Genomic DNA, 22,225 nt, shown 5'->3' with positions numbered 1-22,225 from the left:
CGTTGCGCTCCGGCGCTCAGGCCTTGCTGGCGGAAGCCAGGATGACCGAGTGCAGGTCGCTGCCGAAGGCGCGGACGTCGTCCAGCACGCTCTTGTTGCGGCGAACCAGCCAGTTGTAGCCGAGCACCGCCGGCACCGCGACGGCCAGGCCGATGGCGGTCATGATCAGCGCCTCACCGACCGGGCCGGCCACCTTGTCGATGGACGCCTGGCCGGCCACGCCGATAGCGGTCAGCGCGTGGTAGATGCCCCACACGGTACCGAACAGGCCGACGAACGGGGCGGTGGAGCCGACCGTCGCCAGGAAGGCCAGGCCACCCTGCAGACGGCTCTGGATACGTTCGATGGCGCGCTGGATGCTGAGCGTCACCCACTCGTTGAAGCCGACGTGCTGCAGCAGGCCGTCGTGCTTCTTGGTCGCCTCGATGCCGGCTTCGGCGATGAAGCGGAACGGGCTGGAACCCTCCAGGTTCTCGGCGCCCTGCTGCACGGAGCCGGCGCTCCAGAAGTTGTCGGTGGTCTTCTTGGCCTGGCGGCCGATCTTGGCCTGCTCCAGCAGCTTGACGACGATGATGTACCAGCTGCCGATACTCATGGACAGCAGGATCACCAGCACGGTCTTGGTGATCGCGTCGCTGCCCTTCCACAGGGCTTCGAGGCCGTAGGGATTGTCGACGGACTCGCTGGCCGCCGGCTTGCCGGCATGCAGGTCGGTGCCCACGGCAGCGGACGGCGCGGCAGCGGGCGCTGCGGATTCGGCCGGAGCCACGGCGGCACTCGGCTGGGCCAGCACCGAACCGGAGAAGGAGGCACCCGAAGCGGCGATCATGACCGAAGCGATGACGGCCGAAATGCGGGAACGTCCCTTGGTTATCTCAAAATTGAACATGCTAATTCTCCAAACTGATAAACAGGATCGGCAAGGCAAGGCACCGAAATATCGAGGAAAGAGGCAAAAAAGCCGCCAGACGGAATAAGCTAATTCACCATTCGAATAAGGAATTGCCGCCAGCGGAATCGAAAAATGCCCTCACCGCTCGTCTCGCACGCTCCATGCCAGAATTAAAAACACTTAAAAAACAAAACAATGCCAATCCACAAAGGAAAACCGCCAATTCACTTGCTGATCGTTCAGCACATCCGCTGGTGCACAGCCAACAGTTGTGCTGACAAAGGCGCAGATATGTATTCCAGAAATTCTTTGTTACTAATAGGGGAACTCCGTACCTACAATGAGCGCCAATAAAACCCCGGTCTTGACGAAAAATGAACCACGCCCCGCACATCATTACTTTCCCTGACCCACGCTCGGTTTCCATGTCCATCCGCGCCAGCGCCGTCGTATTTGCCGACCCGCGCTCGCTGCAGCTGCTGTCCCTGATCGACCGGGTGGCGCCGAGCAACGCCAATATCCTGATCATCGGGGAAACCGGCACCGGCAAGGAGCTGGTGGCGCGCCAGGTTCATCTTTCCAGCCTGCGGGCCGGCCAGCCTTTCCTGGCCATCAATTGCGGGGCGTTTTCCGAAACCCTTTTCGAAAGCGAATTGTTCGGCTTCGAAAAAGGCGCATTCACCGGGGCAATGACATCCAAGGCCGGCTGGTTCGAAGCGGCCAATGGCGGCACGCTGTTCCTCGACGAGATCGGCGACCTGCCGCTGCCCATGCAGGTCAAGCTGCTGCGCGTGCTGCAGGAAGGCGAAGTGGTGCGCATCGGCGCGCGCAAGCCGGTCAGGGTGGATGTGCGCCTGATCGCGGCAACCAATGTGGACCTGGAAAAGGCCGTTGCCGAAGGCCGTTTCCGCGAGGATCTGTATTACCGGCTGAAAGTCGTTTCCCTCGACCTGCCAATTCTGCGCGAGCGTCCCCGCGACATTCTTCCACTGGCCCGCCATTTCATCCACAAATACGCCACACGCCTGGACATCACCGAACCGGCTATTTCCGCGCAGGCGGAAAGGGCCCTGCTCGAATACCAGTGGCCGGGCAATATCCGCGAGCTCGAAAACGTCATCCATCGGGCGCTGCTGGTCTTCCATGGCCGGCAGATCGAGGCCGACGACCTGCACCTGCTTGGCCCGCAGATCGACCGCACGCCGCGCGATCAGCCGGCCACCCCGGCCGACCTGGAGGATTCGTTCACGCGCTATCTGAAGAATCTGTTCGAGGAAGGCAAGGAAGGCCTGTTCGACCATATCGTCGACCACACCATCAATACCGCCTACGAATGGGAACATCTCAACCAGGTCCGCACCGCGCGCCTGCTCGGCATATCCCGCAATGTGCTGCGCACCCACCTGAAGCGCATGCAATTGATCGATTGAAACGATGGCCGGCAAATCCTACGTCGACGCCAATTACCGTTTCATCGCCGCCTACCAGGAAATAAACGCCCGTATCGCCCAGCGCCAGCAGGCGCTGGCGCTTTACGTGACGCTGGTGGTCAGCATGCTGGCGGCCCTTGTGGCCCTAAAGCCCGGCGTGATTGCCGGGCATGTGCCGGTCGAATGGCTGATCCTCGGTTTCCCGGTGGCCTCCACCTGCCTGGCCTTTCTCAATTTCAAGGCCGAGCGGGCCATTACCAATCTGCGCCGCTTCGTGTCGTCGCTGGAGCGGCTGGAACTCGAAAGCCATGGCCTGCCGAGCTACAACACCGATCCCCAATGGGCCGCCGGTGCCAACAAGGCGCGGCGCTTCCACGATTTCGCGGCCGCCGTGCTGGTGGCAGGCGGCAATGGCATCGGCCTGGCGGCGGGCCTCAGCATCTATCCGGAACGCCTTGGCGACAACACCCTGCTGCTCGGCCCGGCGATCCTGATCAGCCTGCTGTCCCTGGCCGCCCTGCTGCTCAGCCCCAAATGGAGTTTCCGGCCGGACGAATAAGCCCGCGCCTGCTGGGCAGCCAACAGCCCCACAACAGCCATGCTGGCAAATCAACCCATTCCGGCCGGCCAGCCCGGTCACCGCCATTTCCTGCTGCTGCGCAGGAATGCAGATGAAAACGCCGCCCACCACGGGATTTCAGGTGTTTGGACGATCAAATCGAATAGGAAATAGTTTTTCTCGAAAAGAGAAAAAAGAGCGGCACGAAACCTGCAATACCGCCAGCAAACGAATTGCCTCCAGGCCCTGCGAATTGCTCCGGTGCGCTCGATTACGCACCGACATCCGATACCCGCCATGAAAAAGAAAGTCATCTGGACCTCGATCGCCGTCCTGCTCGCCGCCACGGCGGGCACGGCCACCTATTACCGTTCCGGTGAAGCCGCCGAGACCAAAAGGGCCGAAGCCGACCCGCGTGGCGATGGCCCCCGTGGCGAAGGGCCGCGCGGCAAAGGTGGGCGCAACCGGGACTTCGGCAACCGTCCGGTGCCAGTGCAGACCGCCGCCTCCCGCGCCGGCGACATCGACGTCAATGTGAACGCCATCGGCACCGTCACCGCCCTCAACACCGTGACGATCAAGCCCCGCGTGGATGGCCAGTTGCAGAAGATCGCCTTCGGCGACGGCCAGCAGGTGAAGGCAGGCGACCTGCTGGCCGAGATCGACCCGCGCCCCTTCAAGGCCGCCCTCGACCAGGCCACCGGCCAACTGCAGCGCGACGAAGCCCTGCTCGCCAACGCCCGCCTCGACCTGGAGCGCTACCGCGGCCTGCTCGCCAAGGACTCCATCGCCCGCCAGCAGGTGGATGCCCAGGAGGCCCAGGTGCGCCAGCTGGAAGGCACTGTGCTGACCGACCGGGCACTGGTGGATACCGCCCGCCTGAACCTCGGCTTCACCAAGGTCACCGCACCGGTGGCCGGCACCCTCGGCCTGCGCCAGGTGGACGCCGGCAACATGGTGCGTGCCGCCGACACCGGTGGCGTGGTGATCCTGACCCAGACCCAGCCGATCACCGTGCTGTTCTCCATCCCCGCCGCCAACCTGCCGGCCGTGCAGGATCAGCTCAGGAAGGGCAAGAGCCTGGCGGTAGAGGCCTGGGACCGGGACGGCCGCAGCAAGCTGGCCGGCGGCCGCCTGGTCAGCACCGACAACCTGATCGACACCAGCACCGGCACTGTCAAGCTGAAGGCCCAGTTCGACAACAGGGACGGCGCCCTCTTCCCGAACCAGTTCGTCAGCGCCCGCCTGCGCGTGGACACCCGCCACGACGCGGTGCTGGTGCCCTCGGCCGCCATCCTGAAGGGCACCCAGGGCAATTTCGTCTATGTGATCAACGAGCAGGAGAAGACCGCCAGCATGCGCCCGGTGGTCACCGGCCCCGCCACCGCCGACACGGTGGCCATCGAGTCGGGCCTGGCGGCCGGCGAGAAGATCGTCGTGGACGGCGTGGATCGCCTGCGCGACGGCGCCCCGGTGGAGCTGCCGTCGCCCGAAGCCCGCCAGGGCGGCGGACGGCACCGCGGCGAAGGCGGCCGCAATGAGGCCAAACAAGGGGCCGAAAACGGCGGCGACGGCGAGCGTCGCGGCGAACGCAAGAAGCCGGTATGAACCCGTCGCGCGCTTTCATCCTCCGCCCGGTCGCCACCTCGCTGCTGATGGTGGCGATCCTGCTGGTCGGCCTGATCGCCTACAAGATCCTGCCGGTGTCGGCGCTGCCCGAGGTGGAATACCCGACGATCCAGATCGTCACCCGCTATCCGGGCGCCAGCCCGGAGGTCACCACGTCGGCCATCACCGCCCCGCTGGAACGCCAGTTCGGCCAGATGCCGGGCCTCAAGCGCATGTCGTCCACCAGCGGCGAAGGCATCTCGGTCATCACGCTGCAGTTCGACCTGTCGCTGGCGATGGACGTGGCCGAGCAGCAGGTGCAGGCCTCCATCGCCAACGCGGACAACTTCCTGCCGCAGGACCTGCCGATGCCGCCGGTGTACAGCAAGGTCAATCCGGCCGACGCGCCGATCCTGACCCTCGCCGTCAGCTCGTCGAGCCTGCCGCTGGCCAGGCTGGCCGACCTGGTGGATACCCGCGTGGCAATGAAGATCTCCCAGCTGCCCGGCATCGGCCTCGTCACCATCGGCGGCGGGCTGCGCCCGGCGGTGCGCGTGCAGGTCAATCCCCAGGCCCTGGCCTCGGCCGGCCTCAGCCTTGAGGACGTGCGCAGCGCCATCGCCAACGCCAACGTGAACATGGCCAAGGGCAGCTTCGACGGCCCGGTGCGCGCCACCACGCTGGACTCCAACGACCAGCTCAAGTCCGCAGACGACTACCGCAAGCTGACCATCGCCTGGAAGAACGGCGCGCCGATCCGCCTGTCGGACGTGGCCGAGGCCGTCGAGGGCGCCGAGAACACCCGCCTGGCGGCATGGGCCGACCGCAACCCGGCGGTCATCATCAACATCCAGCGCCAGCCCGGCGCCAACGTCATCGAGACCGCCGAGCGCGTGCGCGCGCTACTGCCCCAGCTGGAGGCCGATCTGCCCACGTCGGTAGACCTGCGCCTGCTTACCGACCGCACCACCTCGATCCGCGCCTCGGTGCATGACGTGCAGTTCGAACTGGCCCTCGCCGTGGCGCTGGTGGTCGGCGTGATCTACCTGTTCCTGCGCAGCCTGCCGGCCACCGTGATCCCTGCCGTCGCCGTGCCGCTGTCGCTGGTCGGCACCTTCGCGGTGATGTACGTCGCCGGCTTCAGCATCAACAACCTGACGCTGATGGCGCTGACCATCGCCACCGGCTTCGTGGTGGACGACGCCATCGTGATGATCGAGAACATCAGCCGCCACGTGGAAGAAGGCGAGACGCCGCTGGAAGCAGCCTTGAAGGGGGCGAAGCAGATCGGCTTCACGATCATCTCGCTGACCGTCTCGCTGATCGCCGTGCTGATCCCGCTGATCTTCATGGCCGATGTGGTCGGGCGCCTGTTCCGCGAGTTCGCCATCACGCTGGCGGTGTCGATCCTGATCTCCGCCGTGGTGTCGCTGACCCTCACGCCGATGATGTCGGCGCGCCTGCTGAAGCCCGTCGGCCACCGCCACGACGACAACGGCGCCTTCTTCCAGGCCATCGTGGACCACTACGCGCGCATGCTGCGCTGGGTGCTGGACCGCCAGGGCCTGACGCTGCTGGTCGCCCTCGGCACCCTCACGCTGACGGTGCTGCTATACGTCTTCATCCCCAAGGGCTTCTTCCCAGCCCAGGATACCGGGCTGATCCAGGCCATCTCCGACGCACCGCAGGACATCTCCTTCTCCGCGATGGCCGAGCGCCAGCACGCTTTGGCGGACATCGTGCTCGAAGACCCGGCAGTGGAAAACCTGTCGTCCTTCATCGGCGTGGATGGCGCCAACACCACGCTGAACAGCGGGCGCATGCTGATCAAGCTGAAGCCCAAGGACGAGCGCAACGCCGACGTCGGCGAGGTGATCCGCCGCCTGCAGGAACGCCTGCAGGTGCGCCGCCTCGATACCAGGCTGTTCATCCAGCCGGTGCAGGACCTCTCCATCGAGGACCGCCTGTCGCGCACCCAGTACCAGTTCAGCCTGGAAAGCACCAACGAGGTCCAGCTCGCCCAGTGGTCCGGGCGCCTGCTCGACAAGCTGCGCGGCCTGCCCGAACTGGCCGACGTGGCCAGCGACCTGCAGGACCAGGGCACCCAGGCCTTCGTGGATATCGACCGGGACAGCGCCGGCCGCCTCGGCATCACCCCGGCGGCCATCGACAACGCGCTGTACAGCGCCTTCGGCCAGCGCCAAGTGTCCAACATCTTCACCCAGTCGGCCCTCTACCGCGTGGTGCTGGAGGTGGCACCGGACTTCCAGCGCAGCCCGGCGGCCCTCGAACACATCTACGTGCCGGCCGCCAACGGGCGCACCGTGCCGCTGTCGTCGGTGGCGCGGATCAGCGAGCGCAAGACGGCGCTGGCGGTGAACCACGTCGGCCAGTTCCCGGCGGTGACCCTGTCCTTCAACCTGGCGCCGGGCGTAGCCCTGGGCGACGCGGTCAAGGCGATCCATGCCGCCGAGGCGGAACTGGGCCTGCCGCGCAACATCCGCAGCAGTTTCCAGGGCGCCGCGCTGGCCTTCCAGGCCTCGCTGGACAACACCCTGCTGCTGATCCTCGCCGCGGTGGTGACGATGTACATCGTGCTCGGCGTGCTCTACGAGAGCTACATCCACCCGGTCACCATCCTGTCCACGCTGCCGTCGGCCGGCGTCGGCGCGCTGCTGGCGCTGCTGGTGTCCGGCCACGAGCTGGGGATGATCGGCATCATCGGGATCATCCTGCTGATCGGCATCGTCAAGAAGAACGCCATCATGATGATCGACTTCGCGCTGGAGGCCGAGCGGGAACGCGGCCTGGCGCCCCGCGAGGCGATCTACGAGGCCTGCCTGCTGCGCTTCCGGCCGATCCTGATGACCACCCTCGCCGCGCTGCTCGGCGCGCTGCCGCTGATGCTCGGCAACGGCGTCGGCTCCGAGTTGCGCCAGCCGCTGGGCATCACGATGGTCGGCGGCCTGCTGGTCAGCCAGGTGCTGACGATCTTCACCACGCCGGTCATCTATCTGGCCTTCGACCGCCTGGCCCGGCGCATCCGGGACACCGGTGAGCCGGCCGCGGCGGACCGTCCGGCATGAGTATCGCCTCGACCTTCATCCGGCGCCCGGTCGCCACCTCCCTGCTCGGCCTGGCCATCGCGCTGGTCGGCGCGGTCGCCTATTCGCTGCTGCCGGTGGCGGCGCTGCCGCAGGTGGATTACCCGACCATCTCGGTGTCGGCCAGCCTGCCCGGCGCCAGCCCGGAGACCATGGCTGCAACCGTGGCGACGCCGCTTGAGCGGGCCTTCGGCACCATCGCCGGGGTCACCGAGCTGACTTCCACCAGCACCCTCGGCAGCACCCGCATCACCGTCCAGATGGACCTGGACCAGGACGTGGAGAGCGCCGCCAAGAGCGTGCAGGCCGCCATCAACGTGACCCGCCCGCAGCTGCCCAGCGGCATGGCCGGCAACCCCAGCTACCGCAAGATCAACCCGGCCGACGCGCCGGTGCTGATCCTGTCGATGACCTCCGACACCGTGTCGCGGGCCGCGATGTACGACTTCGCCTCCACCGTGCTGGCTCAGCGCCTGTCCCAGGTGAAGGGCGTCGGCCAGGTCAACCTGGGCGGCGGCTCCCTGCCGGCGGTGCGCGTGGAGGTCGATCCGGCCACCCTCGCCGCGGCCGGCATCGGCGTGGAGAGCGTGCGCCAGGCCATCGACAACGCCAACGTCAATCGCCCCAAGGGCAGCCTGGAGAGCGGCCAGCGCCACTGGCAACTGGGCGCCAGCGACCAGGCCGGCAAGGCCGCCGACTACATCCCGACCATCGTGTCGTGGAAGAACGGCGCCGCGGTGCGCCTGCAGGACGTGGCCCGCGTCAGCGACGGCGAGCAGGACACTCGCAACGCCGGCATCGCCGACGGCAAGCCGGCGGTGATCCTGCTCATCAACCGCCAGCCGGACGCCAACGTCATCGAGACCGTCGAGCGGGCGATGGACGTGCTGCCGATGCTGCGCGAGGAGCTGCCCCCCGGCGTGAAGCTCGACGTGGTGGCCGACCGCACCGTCACCATCCGCGCCTCCCTGCGCGAGGTGCAGCACACGCTGCTGTTGTCGGTGGCGCTGGTGATCATGGTGGTCTTCCTGTTCCTGCGTAACGTGCGCGCGGCGATCATCCCCAGCGTCGCGGTGCCGGTGTCCCTGCTCGGCACCTTCGCGGTGATGTACCTGGCCGGCTTTTCGCTGAACAACATCTCGCTGATGGCGCTGGTGATCGTCACCGGCTTCGTCGTCGATGACGCGGTGGTGGTGCTGGAGAACGTCAGCCGCCACATCGAGGCCGGCATGCAGCCCTTCGACGCGGCCCTCAAGGGCGCCCGCGAAGTGGGCTTCACGGTGCTGTCCATGAGCCTGTCGCTGATCGCCGTGTTCCTGCCGATCCTGCTGATGGGCGGCATCGTCGGGCGCTTCTTCCGCGAGTTCGCAGTCACCCTGTCGGCGGCCATCCTGGTGTCGCTGGTGGTGTCCCTGACCCTCACGCCGATGATGTGCGCGCGCCTGTTGCGCGCCCATCCCAAGCCCGCGCCGGACGCCCGCCCCGGCGTCGGCAGCCGCCTGATGGACGGTGTGCTGCGCGGCTACGGGCGCAGCCTGCGGGTGGTCCTCGACCACCCGTGGCTCACCCTCGGCGTGCTCGTCGGCACCGTGGTCTTCAACGTGTATCTGTACGGCGTGGTGCCGAAAGGCTTCTTCCCGCAGCAGGACACCGGCCGCATCATGGGCTTCATCGACGCGGACCAGCGCACCTCCTTCCAGTCCATGCGCGGCAAGCTGGAGCATTTCGCCGACATCGTCGGGCGCGATCCGGCGGTCGCCAACGTGGTCGGCTACGCCGGCGGCAGCGGCGGCCCGCGCGGCGGAGGCGGCATGATGTTCGTCACCCTCAAGCCGCTCACCGAGCGCAAGGCCAGCGCCGACGAGGTGATCGCCCGCCTGCGCGGCAAGCTCGGCCACGTACCCGGAGCCAGCCTGTTCCTCGTTGCCGCGCAGGACATCCGGATGGGCGGGCGGATGTCCAACGCCCAGTACGAATTCACGCTGCAGGCCGACTCCCTGCAGGAGCTGAAGACCTGGGAGCCACGCATCCGCGACGCGATGCGCAAGCTGCCGCAGCTGGAAGACGTCAATTCCGACCGCCAGGACAAGGGCGAGCAGACCTTCCTGAATATCGACCGCGACGCGCTGGCCCGCCTCGGCCTCAACCAGCGGCTGGTGAACGCGACCCTCAACGACCTGTTCGGCCAGCGCCTGGTGTCCACCATCTACGGCCCGCTCAACCAGTACCGGGTGGTGCTGGAGGCACCGCCGGCCTACCTGCAGGGGCCGGAGGTGCTCAACGACCTGTTCTTCGTCAATCCGAACGGCGATCGCGTGCCGCTGGCCGCCTTCGCCCGCTGGGAGGCCGGCCCGGCGCCACTGGCCGTCAACCACCAGGGCGCCAGTGTGGCGACGACGATCTCCTTCAACCTGCCCCTCGGCACCTCGCTGTCGGAAGCCACCGACGCGGTACGCCAGGAGATGGCCCGCATCGGCGTGCCGACCTCGGTGCATGGCAGCTTCCAAGGCAACGCCAAGGCCTTCCAGGCCTCGCTGCAGAGCCAGCCGCTGCTGATCCTGGCGGCCATCGTGGCGGTGTACCTGATCCTCGGCATCCTCTACGAGAGCCTGATCCACCCGCTCACCATCCTGTCCACGCTGCCGTCGGCCGGCGTCGGGGCAATCCTGGCCCTGCTGCTGTTCAAGACCGAGTTCGGCATCATCGCGCTGATCGGCGTGATCCTGCTGATCGGCATCGTCAAGAAGAACGCCATCATGATGGTGGACTTCGCCATCGACGCCGAGCGCAGCCGCGGCCTGGCGCCGCGAGAGGCGATCTTCGAGGCCTGCCAGCTGCGCTTCCGGCCGATCATGATGACCACCCTGGCGGCCCTGTTCGGCGCGCTGCCGCTGGCCTTCGGCGTCGGCGACGGCGCCGAGATGCGCCAGCCGCTGGGCATCACCATCGTCGGCGGGCTGATCCTCAGCCAGTTGCTGACCCTGTACACCACCCCCGTCGTGTTCCTGCAGCTCGACCGCCTGCGCCGCGCCGCCGGCCGCTGGCGCTCGGCCCGTACGGCCGCCGCCCGGCCCTGAGCCTCCATTCCTGCCATGCCTTTCTCCATGAAGCACAGCCTCCTCGTCTCCCTCAACCTGCTCGCCCTCGCCGGCTGCGCCGTCGGCCCCGACCACCACCGCCCGGAGGCCGCCGTGCCGGCCCAGTTCCGCGAAGCCGCCGGCTGGAAACTGGCCGACCCCGGCAACGGCCCGCAAGCCGGCGAATGGTGGAAACGCTTCGGCGACGCCCAGCTCGACGCGCTGGTGGATGAAGCCGGCCACGCCAACCAGAACATCCGCATCGCCGAGGCGCGCTACCGCCAGGCCACCGCCCTGCTGGGCGCGGCCCAGGCCCAGTACTTTCCGACCCTCAACAGCGGCCTCGGCGTAACCCGCAGCCAGGGCGCCAGCGCAAGCAGCACCGGCACCGTCAGCACGCCGGCCCGCAACACCAACCGGCTGTCCCTCACGGCCAGCTGGGAGGCCGACCTGTGGGGCCGCATCGCACGGACCAACGAAGCCAGCGCGGCCAGCGCCGCCGCCGTGGCCGCCGACCTGGCCGGCGCCCGGCTCAGCGCCCAGGCCGCCGTCGTGCAGGCCTACCTGCAACTGCGCATCAACGACGCCCAGCACGCGCTGCTGGTACGCACCGTCGAGGCCTACAAGCGCTCGGCCGAGATCACCCGCAACCGCTTCGACGCCGGCGTCGCCGCTCGCGCCGACTTAACCCAGGCCCAGGCCCAGCTTAAAACCGCCGAAGCCCAGCTGATCGACCTGGACGTACAGCGCCGGCAGCTCGAACACGCCATCGCTGTCCTCGCCGGCCGGGCACCTGGCGAGCTGGTGCTGGCCCCATCCTCCACCGCGCCGACGCTGCCCGCCGTGCCCGGCGTGCTGCCATCCGCGCTGCTCGAACGGCGCCCGGACATCGCCGCCGCCGAACGCCGCATCGCCGCCGCCAATGCGCAGATCGGCGTCGCCCAGGCGGCCTTCTTCCCGACCCTGACCCTCGGCGCCAGCGGCGGCATGCAGAGCAGCGCGCTGGAACGGGTGTTCTCACTGCCCAACCATTTCTGGTCCCTCGGCCCCAACCTGGCCCTGACCCTGTTCGACGCCGGCACCCGCGACGCCAAGAAGGCCCAGGCTGTCGCCGCCTGGGACGAAACCGTCGCCAGCTACCGCCTCACCGTGCAGACCGCCTTCCAGGAAGTGGAAGACAACCTGGCCGCGCTGCAGACCCTCGAAGCCGAAGCCGCAGCCCAGGCCGAAGCGCTGGCCGCCGCCACCGAATCCCTCGAACTGGTGAACAACCAGTACCTGGCCGGCACGGTCAGCTACCTCAACGTGACCAACGCCCAGACCGTCGCCCTCAATGCCGAGCGTGCCCGCCTCGACATCATGGTGCGGCGCCTGACCGGCAGCGTGGCCCTCTTCAAGGCCGTCGGCGGGGGCACGCTGTGATTACGCCGTCATCCTGTAGCCCGGGCACCGGCCCGACTTGAAAAACCGGATTTCTTCCCCACATCCAGGAGCAAACATGAACCGACAACGCATCTGGGACCTTCCCATCCGTCTCTTCCACTGGTCGCTGGTGGCCAGCGTCGCCTTCGCCTACGTGTCCGGCAAGATCGGCGGTAACCTCATCGAATGGCACGGCCGCGCCGGCTACCTGATCGTCGGCCTGGTGATCTTCCGCATCGTGTGGGGCTTCGTCGGCACCGCCACGGCCCGTTTCGCCAGCTTCATCCGCGGCCCCGGCGCGATCCGCGCCTACCTGCGCGGCGAATGGCGCGGCATCGGCCACAACCCCATCGGCGCCCTGTCGGTGCTCGGCCTGCTGGCCCTGGTCGGCGCCCAGGCCGCCACCGGCTTGTTCACCAACGACGACATCGCCTTCCAGGGCCCCTTCGCCGACCTGGTCGGCAAGGACGCCTCCGACAGCTTTCATTCCTGGCACGCCTGGCTGCAGAACGGCCTGTTGGCGCTGATCGTGCTGCACGTCGGCGCCATCGCCTTCTACCTGCGGGTCAAGGGCGAAAACCTCGTCAAGCCGATGATCACCGGCTGGCGGAACATTGACGCCCGTACCCCGGTCCACCCCGCTCAAGCCAAGCGCGGCGGCGGTCTGGTAGCCTTCATCCTGTCGCTGCTGATCGCCAGTGGCGCCACCTACGCGGTGGCCGGCGGCCTGCTGCCGACCCCCGCGCCCGCTCCGGCCCAACCTGCCGCTACCTCAACCACTCCCGCCTGGTAATCGCCCCATGAAACTGCGCCTGATCGGAACCCTGCTGGCCCTGGCCTTCTGCGGAACGGCGCTCGCCGACGCACCGCCGCCGCGCCTCACGCCAACCTCCGAGCAGGCGCAGGCGGCCTACATCAGCTCGATGTTCCTGAGCCGCTACCACTACGCGGCCAAGCCCCTCGACGACGCGCTGTCGGAAAAGATCTTCGACGCCTACCTGAAGTCCCTCGACCCAGAACGCGTGTTCTTCACCCAGGCCGACATCGACGGCTTCGCCGACCTGCGCACCCAGCTCGACGACGCGATCCTGCAGGGCGATCTGGAGGGCCCGTTCGCGATCTTCCGCCGCTACCAGGAGCGCTCCGCCGAGCGCCTCGCCTACGCCCGCGCCCGGCTGGCCGACGGCTTCGACTTCAGCGTGGCCGAGAGCTATCCCCTCGACCGCAGCAAGGCCGCCTGGCCGAAGGACGACGCCGAGGCCCAGGACCTGTGGCGCAAGCGCGTCAAGAACGACTGGCTGCGCCTGCGCCTGGCCGGCAAGGAAGACAAGGCGATCCGCGAGACCCTCGAGAAACGCTACGACAGCTTCATCGCCCGTGGAGCCAAGAACAAGAGCGACGACGTCTTCCAGATCTTCATGAACGCCTACGCGGGCGCCATCGAGCCGCACACCAGCTACCTGGGCCGTGGCTCGGCGGACTCCTTCGACATCGCCATGCGCCTGTCGCTGGTGGGCATCGGCGCGGTGCTGCAGGAGCGCGACGACTACATCACGATCCGCGAGCTCACCCCCGGCGGCCCGGCGGCGCGCTCCGGCAAGCTGGCGGTCGGCGACCGCATCGTCGGCGTGGCCCAGGGCGAAGGCGCGCCGCTGGCCGACCTGGTCGGCGCCCGCGTGGACGAGGCGGTCAAGCTGATCCGCGGCACCAAGGACACCCGCGTAGTCCTCGACATCCTGCCCGCCAACAGCGGACCCGACGGCCGCCACAAGACCATCGTGCTGGTGCGCGACAAGATCAAGCTTGAAGAGCAGGCAGCCAAGAAATCCATCTCTCGAGTGGAACTCAATGGCAAGAACCTGCGCGTCGGCGTCATCACCCTGCCCGCCTTCTACGAGGACTTCGAAGGCCGCCGCCGCGGTGACAAGGACTACCGCAGCGCCAGCCGCGACGTGGCCCGCCTGATCGGCGAGCTGAAGAAGGAGCGCGTGGACGGCCTGATCCTCGACCTGCGCGACAATGGCGGCGGCTCCCTGCGCGAGGCCGTCGAGCTGACCGGCCTGTTCATCGACAAGGGCCCGGTCGTCCAGCAGCGCAACTCGGAAGGCCAGATCGAGGTGGAGAGCGACGAGCGCGCCGGCGCCGCGTGGGATGGCCCGCTGGCGGTGATGATCAACCGCGGCTCGGCCTCGGCATCGGAAATCCTTGCAGCCGCGCTGCAGGACTACGGCCGCGCGCTGATGATCGGCGAGCCGAGCTTCGGCAAGGGCACCGTGCAGACCCTCATCGACCTGGACGAAGTCGCCAAGAGCAAGAAACCCCAGCTGGGCGAGCTGAAGATGACCATCGCCCAGTTCTTCCGCATCAACGGCGGCACCACCCAGCTCAACGGCGTGACGCCCGACATCCGCTTCCCGTCGGCTTTCGAAGCCAAGGAGTTCGGCGAGACGGGCTTCGACAATGCGCTGCCGGCGATCCAGATCCCGCCCGCCAGCTACAAACCGGCCTCGGACCTGCAGACCATCCTGCCCGAACTGCAGCAGCGCCACGACGCCCGCGCCCGCAAGGACAAGGAACTCCGCGAGCTGGCCGAGGACGTGGCCGAGGCCCTCAAGCTGCGCGACAAGCAGGAGCTCTCCCTGCAGGAAGAAGAACGCAAACGCGAGAAGGAAACCCGCGAGGCGCGCCTGCGCCAGCGCGCCGGCGCCGAAGCCGCCGCCCACCTGGGCGACGACGGCCTGCAGGGAGACGAGCGCAGCCTGCGCGCCGAACTCGACTCCGAAAAGGCCCTCAAGGGCCGCAAGGACGTGCTGCTGCAGGAAGCCACCCGCATCGTCGGCGACGAGATCGAACTGCTCGCCCCCCGCCGGCGTGTCGCCCAGGGCGGCGAGGCACCTGTGCGACGCTGACACCTTGCATCCCCAAAAGAAAGGTCTCCGCGGCGATGATCACGCGGAGATCTGCCATTTTTCCCATCTCCCTTCGCATCTCCCTTCCCGGAGCACGACACGCAGGATTCCGGTATTCCCCCCCTCTTCAACCGGGGCCGAGCATACGTTTTATTCATTTAAAGCAATCATATGATGTGAAGTTCATCACATTCCGTTCCTGCTCCTGCCCGTTTCCTGCACCTGATCTTCCCCGGCCCCTCCGACGAAACCAGCACAGCCCCTGTGTTCAATGCGGATGAATCGTGGCGGGCGCCGCACAGCCGGGCGCTTGCACAAACCGGAGACTCGGTGGCCTCTGCACGCAACGCGCGAGGCTCAAAATGGGAAAATTTCCCGCTCAAAGAATCAATTTATTACATTATCATTATCTCAAATAAATCTATTTGGCATTAAACGCCCCACTCGGCGCGTATAAGAACTGCCGACCCGGAGACTGCCTTGGCATTCCTCAAAGTCCGCGGATTGACCGCATTCGCCGCGAACGGCCAGGCCATTGACGGAAGGCGCGCCGGGACATGAGCCGGGTCTCCGCACTGCTCGTTCTCAAGCTCTGCCTGACGGTCCCCGTCGCGCTGGGGCTGGGATTGCCCTTGGTCTCCCCCTCCCCGGGCGGGGGTGTGCTGCGGGAACTCGCGACCGTCGGCATTCCAGGTAGCCTCGCCGTCGGCCTGCTGTTCCTGTCACTGGTCTTCCTGTACTGCCGCGATCTCCACACCACCCTGTCGTTGATCCATCCCCGCGCCCGCACCGCCTCACCGCGCAGCGTGTGGCTGATGTTCCTGATCCCCTACAACTTCATCGAGGACTTCTTCATCGTCCTCAACGTCACCCGCTCCCTGCAGCGTGAATCAAGCCAGAACGCGGTCTTCGGGCAATTCCGCAACTTCGGCATGCTGAGCGGGATCGGCTGGTGTTCCGCGCAGATCGTCTCCCTCTTGCCCAACGACATCGGCCTGTTCGCCGGATTCGCCGCCCTGCCCCTGTGGATCCTGCACTGGCGACGCATCCGCCAGGCCAACGCCCTGCTGAGCGCCAACCGAGGATTCAGGCACAGCGTGCTGATGTCTTGAGCCACCGCCACCGAACAACGGAATGTCCCGTCACGGGCAATTCGTCGGTACGGCCAGGGGCTCGACGGGGCCGTCGCGGACGAGATCCGACGGGGGTTTGAGGCAATAGACGCGGCCCGACTCGGTGGTGATCCGCAGGATCCCGCCGCCAAGGCGCTCTTCACCGGCGGAGCGCTTGCGCAGGGCGCGGTCGAGTTCCGGCACCACCACACGCGGCACACGGGCGGGCGCCGCGGCCGGCACAGCGCGCAGGCTACGGGCATCGGAGGAAAGGACCGTTTCAGGCAAGGGCCTGGATGGCGAAACGGATGACGGAACAGGCGGCGGAGCGGAAGCCGGTGACTCTGGCGCACGCCAACTCAGTCGCAACGGTGGCGGCACCTGCGTCCCGGCGGGATCGGGCAGCCGCAGCTCGAGGACGCCGCCGCCGTGCAGGAACGCCGCCAACAGGATATACGGGGCCAGCCGCCTCGCCGCGCTGGTGTCGGCGCCACAAAATGGCAAGGCGTGCCCCACCGCGGCCATCCGCTCAGTTGGCAATACGCGCACCGCCGCCGACACCCGGCGGATCGAGCACGTAGGAAACCTGCGGGTAACGCCGGTTGCCCAGGTCGAGCCAGCCGGAGGCGCGCGGCCGGCCGCCGACGCGTTCGTAGAAGGCGCGGGCGTCGTCATTGCCGGCCAGCACCCACACGCCCAGCTCCTCCGCTGCCTGTACGCCGAGGTCGCGCCACAGGGCTTCGAGCAGGCGCCGGCCAATGCCCCGGCCCTGCAGGCGCGGCGCCACGTAGAGGGCGTACAGCTCGTGGCGCCAGCGGTCAGCCGGATCGCGGGCCGGGCCGCCGCAGGCGAAGCCCAGCACCGTGCTGCCCTCGACGGCGACCCGGTGGCAGGCGCCGGGCCGGCTCATCAGGCGCAGCTGGCGGGCGGCCTGCTCGTCGGAGCTCAGGTGGTCGAGAAAACCGTCGGACACCAGGCCACGGTAGTTGGTGCGCCAGGTGCGCACCAGCAGGCGGGCCACGGCGTCCGCGTCCGAGGCCCGTCCCTGGCGCACATGCACGCCGGCGGTCATGAAGTTACTGGCGTGTGGCTGCATCCCAGTGCTCGACGATGCGTCCATCCCGGACCCGGAACAGGTCGAACCAGGTGGACGTGTATGTTTTGCCCGCCTCGCGGGGGTCCGGGTATTCGCGCACGAAGCTCAGCAGCACCAGCTCGCCCTCTGCGACGATGCTGGCTATGGGCGTGCGCACGCGGGCTTCGATCGGTTTCGGCTTGGCAATCTTGCCGAAGAACTCGACGAAGCCGGCCCGCCCGGTGGGCACCCGCGGGTTGTGTTGGATGTAGGACTCGGCCAGGTATTTGTCGGCCAGCTCCAGGTGTCCGCCCTCGAACACCTCGCGCCAGAAATCGTAAACCAGCCGCTTGTTGGCAGCCTGGCGCGGATCAGCGCTGGCGAGCAGCGCGTCATGATCGGGATTGCCGGTGACCGGCTCCGAGGCGGCCACCTGGCCTACGCTGAGCAGGCCCATCAGGGCCAGGGCAAGAAGATTGTTTTTCATTTGATCGTCATTTTACGAAAGAACGCCGGCCACACCACAACCCGAATTGCATCAGGATGCTGCAGCGGCCTGCTGCGGACATATCACGGCGCCGAAGGAACTCAGCAACTTCCGCGCCTGCCTGCTCGGGCCCTGCCGGGCCGTATCTGCGGCGATGTTCCACCGGCAACTGTTGAAATCCACGAAACACCGTTGCCCGGCTGCTCCGCAAACAGCACCCGGCGGGTTCCACGAGGGCCGCCTCGCCTTTCCACCAGGTTTCCGCAGTGCCGCCGGGGATAGGCGGCGTGCGCTTGTTTCGCAAGGCATTTATCGCCGCCGGACCGCCATGCGTCGGTGGCGACACCGGCGATGGCCCCGGAATTGCTGGAAGTGCGCAACTGCGAACAGGAGAAACTCCGTGCCCCATCCCGCCCACCGCCCCCGCCGGCTGCCGGCCCTGGCCCTCGTCGCGCTGCTTGCCGGCAGCAGCCTGCCGGCCCATGCCCACCATGCCTTCGCCGCCGAATTCGACGCCGACCAGCCGCTCGAACTGAAGGGCACCGTCACCAAGGCCAAGTGGGTCAATCCCCACAGCTGGCTGTACTTCGACGTGAAGAACGCGGACGGCACGGTGACCAACTGGGGCGTCGAATTCGGCGCGCCCTTCGGCTACTCGGTGTCGGTCGCACTGGCCGACGGCCGGAACTTCCAGACCGGCGGAGCCCAGGACGTCCCCGCCGCCCCCCGCTGAGGGCAGTTCACCAAGGCCCGTCACCGCCCCCGATCGCCCATGCCCTTGCCCCGCGGCACCTTCCCCCGCATCGGCAGCCGGAACCTGATTGCGCTGGCCCTCGCCACCCTGCTCGGAGCCGGCACCCTGTCCGTCGCCTCGACGGTCGGCGCCTTCCTGCTCGACTGGAGCCGCAGCCTGGACCCCGACACTGGCAGCCTGCTGCGGCCGGCGCTGGTGATGCTGGCCAGCGCGTTCCTGGGCCTCGGCGTGCTGCTGCGGCGGCGCCGGACAAACCGCCACAAACGCTGAAGGCGACCGCCCCTCGCCGACTCCCGACTCCCAACGCACCGTCTCCGAACTGATGACCACAACCGCCACCCGGCGGGCCTTCAGCTTCGCCCTGCTGTGCGCCACGCTGGCCACAGCCTTGCCACCGCTGGCCGGTGCCGCCGGCAGCAGCAGCGCCAAGACGCCCCGCGCGGAACGCATTCCGCGCCTCGCCAACGGCAAGCCCGACCTCGCGGTATCTGGCAGACCACCAGTGCCGCCGACTACGACCTGGAGCCTCACGCCACGCACCGGGACGCACCGCCCGGCCCCGGCATCGTCGATGGCGACGCCCCCCTACCTGCCGCAAGCCCTGGAGCAGCGCCGCAGGAACTTCGAAGCCTGCAACAGCGCCGACCCTCGCCTGAAATGCTTCACTCTCGGCGTACCGCGCGGCATCTACTACCCGGAACCCTTCCAGATCTTCCAACGCGAGCGCAACCTGACCCTGCTGTTTCAGTTCGGCCACTCGGTGCGCACTATCCACACCAACAGCACCGACCACCCCAAGGAGCCAAACGACCGGTGGCTCGGCGACTCCCGCGCGCGCGGGTGATCCGCCTGGACGGCAAACCCCACCTACCGGCGGTGCGCTACACCGCTCAGGATGCGCCGGACGACTAGCACTTCGAAACCACGCTGGCCAACCACCGGAAGGGCGAAGTCATCGTCGGACGGGATGAGCGCATCTGCGTGGAGAACAACGGCGGCTTCGGCAACGTGGCCACCGGCACGCTGAAGCGACAAGGCCCTGCTGCCCGCTCAGCAACAGCACTGACCGCCCGGCTGGTGCGCCGCCAGCAGCCGGGCCGCACGCTGGCCCCCGCCGCAAGCGGTCCACCGGCCGCTGGCAGAACACAAAGGCACAAACTTTCAGGGGCTTGGCTACGTCAGGCGACAAGCACCCGACACCCGTCGCACGCCCATCGCGAGCCGGCGCGATTGTTGCAAAACCAGGGCAGGACACCGCCCCGTGCGGATTCGACCCATACAGCCAACACCAAGGACCAAGATGAAAGCCAAACTCCTGCTCGCCGCGCTGATCGCCGCCGGCTCCACCCTCGCCATCGCCCAGCAGGCCGCTCCCGCCGCCGCGGGTGCCCAGCAACCTTACGTGGCGCCACCCTGGACCTACAAGACCAAGCAGCTCAACCGCGCCGAGATCGACGCGCTGCTGGCCAAGCCCGGCCAGGTGCTGGTCCTCGACGTGCGCCGCCCGGACGAACTGAGCTCCAAGGGCAGCTTCCCGGTCTTCCTCAACATCCAGACCGCCGACGTCGAGAAGTACGCCGACTACATTCCCAAGGACCGCAGCATCATCACCGTCTCCAACCGCGCCCACCGGGCCGGCGACGTGGGCGACAAGCTGACCGCCCGCGGCTTCAAGATCGCCGGCGCCGCCGGCACGCTGGACTACGAAGACCAGGGCGGCAAGGTCGCTCACATCACCCCGCCGGCGCCCCGCCCCGCCACCACCGCGGCCGCCAAGTAAGCCTCCCGATGAAGCCTGCCCGATCCGTTGCAGCAGGAAGCCGCGCGGGCGCTAGCCGGCCGCATCGAGCTGGGCTGGCCCAGCCCGGGGGAGACCGCGCTAGAGCACCTCGCCGTCCGCCCCTGACGCGCCCGGCCAGGCTCACTTGAAACGCCGCCAAAGGGTCAGCGACAGCAGGTTCTGCGTCGCCGACTCGGTGACCGGCGAACGGGCCGCATCGCCCTGCAGGCGGGCCCGGATCCATTGCCCACTCAAGCGCCAGTCCGCATCGAGATGGTATTCGCCGCTGATCGCCAGGCTGGTGTCCTGCTGGCCGGACTGCATCTGCCAGGGACTGCGGTTGCTGCGCTGGGCGGCCCCCTCGTCAAGGCCGAAGTAACTCTGCCGGTAAGCCTGATTGGCCCAGGTGCTGCCGAGCGTCAGAGCCAGCGTGCCGTGTGGCCCCAACGGTGCTCCGACGGTAAGGCCCACTTCGCCCAGCAGACCGTCGCTCCTCACCCCCGAACCGTAACGGACACTGCTCTGCACAAGCAGGAACTCGTAGGGTGCGTAATTGAGAAAAACGCCCTTCTCCAGGCGCGCACCGATATCCGTGGTGCCGGCCAGCAGCGTGCTGGCGCTGGCCTTGCGCTTCAGCTGCGCCCACAGGCGGGCCCCGAACTGCAGGTCGTCGCGCCCCGACAGATTCCAGCCGATGCCATTGTCAGTGGACACAAAGACGCCATTCGCGAAGTACAAGTCAACACCGGGTAGCAGCATCGTATCGGTCTTCCTGCCGCCCGGATAAGCCTGGAACATCCACAGGGACGGCCCCACCGACAGGGTGTAGCCCTGCTCCGGCGGCCGGTCGATGAAGATCGTCCCACCGGCGGCGAGGCCCGCACCACTCGCCAACGACGTCAGCACCAAGAACAGCGCCCGGCTGTGACGGGGAAAGCTCGCCGGCTGGGGCGTAGAATGGCGCCCGGATCTGACCGGCAAACGGAATAAAGAATGGAAATACGTCGAAACTGGGTACAAGGGAGTTCCTACATTCTGGCCGCCGGCGGCATCCTGGCGGTCTTGAGCCTGCACCTGCTGCAGGCCCTGTTCGCCGGCATGCTGGTCTTCCTGCTGGTGCAGCTGACCCAACCGCTGGTCGGCCGGGTGGTCGCCGGGTCGCGCGGCAAGCTGGTGGCGACCGCGGTACTGGCAATGCTGATTATCGCCGGCATGGTGGGGCTGGGCTTGTGGATCGCCTCAATGCTGCATGGTGGTGGTGGCCTCGACGCGATCTGGACCAAGATGGCCGAGGCCCTCGACAGCGCCAACGACGTACTGCCGCCGTGGCTGCTCGGCAGTCTACCCAGCAGCGGCCCCGAGTTGAAGGCCCAGGCGGCGCACTGGCTGCGCGAACATGCGCCGGAACTGCGCCTGCTCGGCAAGGAGGCCGGCGTCGCCGCTGCCCACATCCTGATCGGCATGATCATCGGCGCGATGGTGGCGGTGCACGAGATCTCGGCGCGCAACGAGCGCCGCCCCCTCGCCGCCGCCATGCACGAGCGGGTCGGCACCTTCTACAAGGCCTTCCGCCGGGTCTTCGTCGCCCAGGGCAAGATCGCCGCGATCAACGCCTTCTTCACCGGCCTCTACCTGCTGGCCGTCCTGCCATCACTGGGCATCCACCTGCCCTTCGGCAAGACGATGGTGCTGATCACCGCCATCGTCGGCCTTCTGCCGGTGGTCGGCAACCTGATCTCCAACTCCATCATCGTGATGATCAGCTTCTCTGTGTCGCCCTACGCGGCGCTGCTGTCGCTGCTGTTCCTGATTGTGCTGCACAAGGCGGAGTACTTCCTCAACGCCCGCATCGTCGGCGGCGAGATCGACGCCCGGGCGTGGGAGATCCTGATTGCGATGGTGCTGATGGAAGCCCTGTTCGGCTTCGGCGGCGTGGCCCTGGCGCCGGTGGTATACGCCTACATCAAGGCAGAACTGACGGCGGCGCGGCTGATCTGAGGCATGGGGCATTCAATG

19 protein-coding genes are annotated in these 22,225 nt (G+C 67.5%); 14 read left to right on the top strand and 5 right to left on the bottom strand.

Annotated features, from left to right (window positions below; genetic code table 11):
* Nucleotides 1–16: 16 nt before the first annotated feature.
* A complete protein-coding gene (locus AC3QL2_RS18520; protein ID WP_493235220.1) occupies nt 17–889 on the bottom strand; it encodes a MotA/TolQ/ExbB proton channel family protein in 873 nt (290 codons plus the stop codon).
* Between the two features lie 428 nt (nt 890–1,317).
* Here AC3QL2_RS18520 and AC3QL2_RS18515 point away from each other — a divergent pair, with 428 nt between their 5' ends.
* The 9 genes from AC3QL2_RS18515 to AC3QL2_RS18475 all read left to right on the top strand — a co-directional run bounded on the left by AC3QL2_RS18515 (nt 1,318) and on the right by AC3QL2_RS18475 (nt 16,113).
* Nucleotides 1,318–2,322 (top strand): sigma-54 interaction domain-containing protein, encoded by a 1,005-nt coding sequence (locus tag AC3QL2_RS18515; protein WP_493235221.1) that lies wholly within the window; start codon nt 1,318–1,320, stop codon nt 2,320–2,322.
* Nucleotides 2,323–2,326: 4 nt separating this feature from the next.
* A complete protein-coding gene (locus AC3QL2_RS18510; RefSeq protein WP_493235222.1) occupies nt 2,327–2,881 on the top strand; it encodes a hypothetical protein in 555 nt (184 codons plus the stop codon).
* A gap of 297 nt (nt 2,882–3,178) precedes the next feature.
* Nucleotides 3,179–4,489 (top strand): MdtA/MuxA family multidrug efflux RND transporter periplasmic adaptor subunit, encoded by a 1,311-nt coding sequence (locus AC3QL2_RS18505; RefSeq protein ID WP_493235223.1) that lies wholly within the window; start codon nt 3,179–3,181, stop codon nt 4,487–4,489.
* Entirely contained in the window at nt 4,486–7,575 is a 3,090-nt protein-coding gene (locus AC3QL2_RS18500; RefSeq protein ID WP_493235224.1) for an MdtB/MuxB family multidrug efflux RND transporter permease subunit, read from the top strand. The genes AC3QL2_RS18505 and AC3QL2_RS18500 overlap by 4 nt, the downstream gene beginning before the upstream one ends.
* A complete protein-coding gene (locus AC3QL2_RS18495) occupies nt 7,572–10,670 on the top strand; it encodes a multidrug efflux RND transporter permease subunit (RefSeq protein ID WP_493235225.1) in 3,099 nt (1,032 codons plus the stop codon). The genes AC3QL2_RS18500 and AC3QL2_RS18495 overlap by 4 nt, the downstream gene beginning before the upstream one ends.
* A gap of 27 nt (nt 10,671–10,697) precedes the next feature.
* Nucleotides 10,698–12,092, top strand: a complete 1,395-nt coding sequence (locus tag AC3QL2_RS18490; protein ID WP_493235226.1) for an efflux transporter outer membrane subunit — start codon at nt 10,698–10,700, stop codon at nt 12,090–12,092.
* A gap of 76 nt (nt 12,093–12,168) precedes the next feature.
* Nucleotides 12,169–12,885, top strand: coding sequence for a cytochrome b/b6 domain-containing protein (locus AC3QL2_RS18485; RefSeq protein WP_493235227.1), 717 nt, complete (start codon nt 12,169–12,171; stop codon nt 12,883–12,885).
* 7 nt (nt 12,886–12,892) lie between these two features.
* The gene (locus AC3QL2_RS18480) at nt 12,893–15,001 is read left to right on the top strand and encodes a carboxy terminal-processing peptidase (protein WP_493235228.1); all 2,109 of its coding nucleotides are present in this window, start codon (nt 12,893–12,895) and stop codon (nt 14,999–15,001) included.
* 557 nt (nt 15,002–15,558) lie between these two features.
* The gene (locus AC3QL2_RS18475; RefSeq protein ID WP_493235229.1) at nt 15,559–16,113 is read left to right on the top strand and encodes a hypothetical protein; all 555 of its coding nucleotides are present in this window, start codon (nt 15,559–15,561) and stop codon (nt 16,111–16,113) included.
* Nucleotides 16,114–16,143: 30 nt separating this feature from the next.
* Here the strand turns inward: AC3QL2_RS18475 and AC3QL2_RS18470 are convergent, their stop codons facing one another.
* The 3 genes from AC3QL2_RS18470 to AC3QL2_RS18460 all read right to left on the bottom strand — a co-directional run bounded on the left by AC3QL2_RS18470 (nt 16,144) and on the right by AC3QL2_RS18460 (nt 17,675).
* Nucleotides 16,144–16,401: a hypothetical protein gene (locus AC3QL2_RS18470; protein ID WP_493235230.1), complete on the bottom strand. Its 258-nt coding sequence runs from the start codon at nt 16,399–16,401 to the stop codon at nt 16,144–16,146.
* 241 nt (nt 16,402–16,642) lie between these two features.
* A complete protein-coding gene (locus AC3QL2_RS18465) occupies nt 16,643–17,209 on the bottom strand; it encodes a GNAT family N-acetyltransferase (RefSeq protein ID WP_493235231.1) in 567 nt (188 codons plus the stop codon).
* Complete coding sequence (locus AC3QL2_RS18460) at nt 17,190–17,675, bottom strand: nuclear transport factor 2 family protein (RefSeq protein ID WP_493235232.1); 486 nt, start codon at nt 17,673–17,675, stop codon at nt 17,190–17,192. Before AC3QL2_RS18460 ends, AC3QL2_RS18465 begins: the two co-directional genes overlap by 20 nt.
* 400 nt (nt 17,676–18,075) lie before the next feature.
* Between AC3QL2_RS18460 and AC3QL2_RS18455 the strand changes: the two genes are divergently transcribed.
* The 4 genes from AC3QL2_RS18455 to AC3QL2_RS18440 all read left to right on the top strand — a co-directional run bounded on the left by AC3QL2_RS18455 (nt 18,076) and on the right by AC3QL2_RS18440 (nt 20,209).
* Nucleotides 18,076–18,408 (top strand): DUF6152 family protein, encoded by a 333-nt coding sequence (locus AC3QL2_RS18455; protein WP_493235233.1) that lies wholly within the window; start codon nt 18,076–18,078, stop codon nt 18,406–18,408.
* 39 nt (nt 18,409–18,447) lie between these two features.
* Complete coding sequence (locus tag AC3QL2_RS18450) at nt 18,448–18,699, top strand: hypothetical protein (protein WP_493235234.1); 252 nt, start codon at nt 18,448–18,450, stop codon at nt 18,697–18,699.
* A 52-nt stretch (nt 18,700–18,751) separates the two neighbouring features.
* Complete coding sequence (locus AC3QL2_RS18445; RefSeq protein WP_493235235.1) at nt 18,752–19,273, top strand: hypothetical protein; 522 nt, start codon at nt 18,752–18,754, stop codon at nt 19,271–19,273.
* Nucleotides 19,274–19,729: 456 nt separating this feature from the next.
* On the top strand, nt 19,730–20,209 hold the full coding sequence (locus AC3QL2_RS18440; protein WP_493235236.1) for a rhodanese-like domain-containing protein: 480 nt from the start codon (nt 19,730–19,732) through the stop codon (nt 20,207–20,209).
* 141 nt (nt 20,210–20,350) lie between these two features.
* Here AC3QL2_RS18440 and AC3QL2_RS18435 read toward each other — a convergent pair whose 3' ends face one another.
* Nucleotides 20,351–21,115 (bottom strand): MipA/OmpV family protein, encoded by a 765-nt coding sequence (locus tag AC3QL2_RS18435; protein WP_493235263.1) that lies wholly within the window; start codon nt 21,113–21,115, stop codon nt 20,351–20,353.
* Nucleotides 21,116–21,202: 87 nt separating this feature from the next.
* On the opposite strand from AC3QL2_RS18435, the gene AC3QL2_RS18430 reads away from it, so the two are divergent.
* Nucleotides 21,203–22,207, top strand: coding sequence for an AI-2E family transporter (locus AC3QL2_RS18430; protein WP_493235237.1), 1,005 nt, complete (start codon nt 21,203–21,205; stop codon nt 22,205–22,207).
* Nucleotides 22,208–22,225: the final 18 nt, after the last annotated feature.

This window comes from Zoogloea sp. GW822-FHT05C07 (assembly GCF_058800215.1).
The sequence above is the reverse complement of the archived record's forward strand: the minus strand, read 5'-3'. Positions and strand labels throughout refer to the sequence as shown.